Raw genomic sequence first — 3,990 nt, forward strand, 5'->3', positions numbered from 1 at the left:
ACGCCACATCGAGAGGGCACATGACCGATCTCACCATCAACGGCTCCCGGAGCAGCGTCCTCGTTCCTGACGAGACACCGTTGCTTTGGGTGCTGCGCGACGTGCTGGGAATGACCGGTACCAAGTTTGGCTGCGGCATTGCCCAATGCGGGGCGTGCACGGTCCATCTCGACGGCGAGGCCGTGCGTTCCTGCCAGCTTGCCATCGGCGACATCGGCGATCGGCCGATCACCACTATCGAAGGTGTGGGTGAAACGGCCGAGGGCGCGAAGATCCAGAAGGCCTGGCTCGACCTTGAGGTCATCCAGTGCGGCTACTGCCAGCCGGGACAGATCATGTCGGCGGCGGCTCTGCTCGCGGCCAATCCGAACCCTGATGACGCCGACATCGACGCGGCCATGGCCGGCAATCTGTGCCGCTGCGGCACCTATGTGCGCATTCGCGAGGGGATCAAACATGCTGCGCGGTCCTGAACAACAGAGCCGTGCCGACGGTCCCGCCTTCTCACGACGCTCGCTGCTGCGTGGTGGCGCGGCCCTGTTCGGCGGACTGGTGATCGGCATCGAGCTTCCCAGCCGGGGCGCGCGGGCGGTCGAAACCGGTGCCGATGGGGCTGCCCTGAACGCCTTTGTGCATGTGCCGCCGGAGGGGCCGGTGCGGCTCGTCATGCCCGCGGTCGAAATGGGACAGGGTGTCTACACCTCGCAGGCCATGTGCCTTGGCGAGGAACTCGACATCGGTCTCGATCAGATCGTCGCGGTCCATGCGCCCGCCGATCAGGCCAAGTACGGCAACCCGCTCTTCGTCGTGCAGGCGACCGGCGGTTCCACCACCACCATGGCCTGGACCGAACCGCTCCGGAAGGCCGGCGCGACCGCGCGGGCCATGCTGGTGGCCGCCGCCGGCGCGCAATGGAGCGTCGATCCCGCCACGCTGACGACGGAGCGCGGCGTCATCACCGATCCCGCGAGCGGGAGAACACTGACCTATGGCGCGGTGGCGGAGCAGGCGTCGACCTTGCCGCCTCCCGGCGAGGTGCCGCTCAAGTCACCCGATCAGTTCCGTCTCATTGGCACGCCGGCACACCGCCTCGACACGCCCGACAAGGCGGTCGGCAAGACCGTCTACGGCATTGACGTGCTTCGGCCCGGCACGCGCTTCGCGACCTTCATGGCCGCGCCGGTCATTGGCGGCAAGGTGGCGCGGGTCGACGAGGCGCCGGCGCTCGCCCAGCCCGGTGTTCGGCAGGTCGTCGTGCTCGACGATCTCGTCGCCGTCGTCGCCGACAACAGCTGGGCCGCCCAGCAGGGCCTTGCCGCTCTCAATATCGTCTGGGCGGACGGGGCGAACGCGTCGCTGAGCCAGGCACAGCTCTGGGCCGATATCGAGAAAGCCTCCGAGGGGCCCGGCGTCACCGCCCGCAAGGACGGTGAGGCGCTTGCCGCGCTCGATGAGGGCACACTCTTCGAGGCGAGCTACGAACTGCCCTTCCTCGCGCACACGCCGATGGAGCCGCTGAACTGCACGGTTCACGTGCATGACGGCCTTTGCGAGGTCTGGGTCGGCACGCAGGTTCCCGGCTTCTGCCAGATGGGCGCGGCCAAGGTGCTCGGCATTGCCCCGTCGCAGGTGACGATCAACAACCACATCGTCGGCGGCGGCTTCGGCCGGCGCCTTGAAGCGGACTATGTCGTCACCGCCACCCGCATCGCCGCCAAGGTCGACGGGCCGGTGAAGGTGATCTGGTCGCGCGAGGAAGACATCAAGCAGGACATACTGCGCCCACTCTATCACGACCGGCTGAAGGCACGGGTGGAGAACGGACGCATCACCGCCTGGCACCACCGTGTCACCGGCGCCTCGATCCTCGCGCGCTGGCTGCCGCCAGCCTTCAAGGACGGCATCGACGGCGATGCGGTAGAGGGAGCGGCGCATCCGCCTTACGCCTTCCCCAACATCCTCGTCGAGTATATCCGCCACGAAAGCGTGGTGCCGGTCGGTTTCTGGCGCGGGGTCGGGCCCAACAGCAGCGTGTTCTCGGTCGAGAGCTTTCTCGACCTGATCGCGAACCGCACCAAGGTCGATCCCGTCGCCCTGCGGCGTGGAATGCTGGAGACGAACCCGCGCGCGCGCGCCGTGCTCGATGCCGTGGCCCGCAAGGCGGGCTGGGGCACGCCGGCGCCGGCTTCCGCCTTTGGCGGGCGCACCGGACGCGGCGTGGCGCTGATGCACGCCTTTGGCAGCCTCCTCGCCTGCGTCGCCGATGTCGCCGTCAGCGATCAGGGCGATGTGCGGGTGACGCGCGTGGTGGTCGCCGCCGATGTGGGCAGCATCATCAATCCCGACACGGTGCTCGCCCAGATCCAGGGCGGGGTCACCTTCGGCCTCACGACGGTACTGCACGATGCCATCACCATCGAAGGCGGCAGCATCCAGCAGAGCAATTTTCATGATTACCGGCTGATCCGCATCGACGAGATGCCGGCCATCGAGGTCGAGATCATCGCCAGCACGGAAAAGCCCGGCGGCATCGGGGAACCGGGCACGGTGATCGTCCAGCCGGCCGTCGCCAACGCCATCTTCGCCGCCACCGGTGTGCAGCTCACCCGCATGCCGGTCGACAGCACCCGCATTGCAAAGGCGGTGTGACCATGCGCCGGAACACGCTTCTCCTCTCCCTGGCCGGTCTGATCGTCGTTGGCGGCCTCGTCGCGCTCGGGGTCGTCGGCTGGATGGTGCTGCAGCCCGGCCCCTATGGTTTCGCCAAGGGCACGAAGGTGGCGCTGGCCGACTATAAGGGGCCGTCGCCCACGGGCCTTCCCGCGGAACTCGCCAAGGCGGATGCCGCGACGCGCGGGGAGTACATCGCCCGGATGGCCGATTGCGAAGCGTGCCACACCGCGAAGGGGGGCACGCCCTTCGCCGGCGGGCGCGCCTTCGTGCTGCCCTTCGGCACGATCTACACGCCCAACATCACGCCCGATGCCGAGACGGGCATCGGAACATGGACCGACGCGCAGTTTCTGAACGCCGTGCATCGCGGCATCGCGCCGGATGGCTCGCGCTACTACCCGGCTTTCCCCTATCCGTCCTACACGCTGCTGACGGATGAGGACACGCTGGCGATCAAATCCTACCTGTTCTCGCTGGCGCCGGTGAAGCAGGCGAACAAGCCCAACACCTTCGGCTTTCCCTATAATCAGCGCTGGCTGATGGCGATCTGGGCCACGCTGTTCAACCCCGACACACGCTTCCAGCCTGTCGACGGCCAGAGCCCGGAATGGAACCGGGGCGCGTATCTCGTCGAAGCCGCGGGCCATTGCGGCGAATGCCACACGCCGCGCAATCTCATGCAGGCGCTGGACCAGCGGCATAAGTTCGGCGGCGGTGTCGCCGAAGGGTGGAACGCCTACAACATTTCCGCCGACGCGGTGAGCGGCATCGGCGACTGGTCGGCCGATGAACTCGCGGCCTATCTGTCGGCGGGTCATGCCAAGGGCCGCGGCTCCGCCTCCGGCCCCATGGGCGAGGCGGTCGATCTCAGCCTTTCCCACCTCACCGCCTCGGATATCGACGCCATCGTCACCTATGTCCGCACCGTGCCGCCGGTTGCCGGAAACCTGCCGCGCCTCGCCGGCTCCGCGCCGGCCACCCCGCGCCTTGCCGGGCTCGACAACCCGATCGGCCAGCGGGTTTTCCAGGGCAATTGCGCGAGCTGCCATGGTTGGACCGGTGCGGGCGCCGTCCGCGATGAGGCCGGGCTCACCGGCGTGCGCGCGGTCAATGATCCCAGCGGGGCCAATGTGGCGCTCATGGTGCTGCACGGCTCGGGCGGCGTGTGGCCGGGCCACCCGCTGATGCCCGCCTTCGGCAAGGCCTATTCAAACGCGGAGGTTGCAGCGGTCGCCAACTACGTCACCGCCCGCTTCGGCGCGGTGCCCTCGACCCTCTCCCCGGACGACGTGGCAAAGCTGCGCGCCATGGAGTGAC

The 3,990-nt window shown here is 68.1% G+C and carries 3 protein-coding genes; all 3 read left to right on the forward strand.

Annotated features, from left to right (window positions below):
• Nucleotides 1–20 precede the first annotated feature (20 nt).
• From VRZ77_RS21610 to VRZ77_RS21620, 3 genes are read left to right on the forward strand one after another with little or no spacing between them, the layout of a single operon-like run.
• A complete protein-coding gene (locus tag VRZ77_RS21610; RefSeq protein WP_414594626.1) occupies nucleotides 21–473 on the forward strand; it encodes a (2Fe-2S)-binding protein in 453 nt (150 codons plus the stop codon).
• Nucleotides 457–2,649, forward strand: coding sequence for a molybdopterin cofactor-binding domain-containing protein (locus VRZ77_RS21615; protein ID WP_414594627.1), 2,193 nt, complete (start codon nucleotides 457–459; stop codon nucleotides 2,647–2,649). The genes VRZ77_RS21610 and VRZ77_RS21615 overlap by 17 nt, the downstream gene beginning before the upstream one ends.
• A gap of 2 nt (nucleotides 2,650–2,651) precedes the next feature.
• Nucleotides 2,652–3,989: a c-type cytochrome gene (locus tag VRZ77_RS21620; protein WP_414594628.1), complete on the forward strand. Its 1,338-nt coding sequence runs from the start codon at nucleotides 2,652–2,654 to the stop codon at nucleotides 3,987–3,989.
• Nucleotide 3,990 lies beyond the last annotated feature (1 nt).

This window comes from Ancylobacter sp. G4_0304 (assembly GCF_047501495.1).
Taxonomy (GTDB): domain Bacteria; phylum Pseudomonadota; class Alphaproteobacteria; order Rhizobiales; family Xanthobacteraceae; genus Ancylobacter.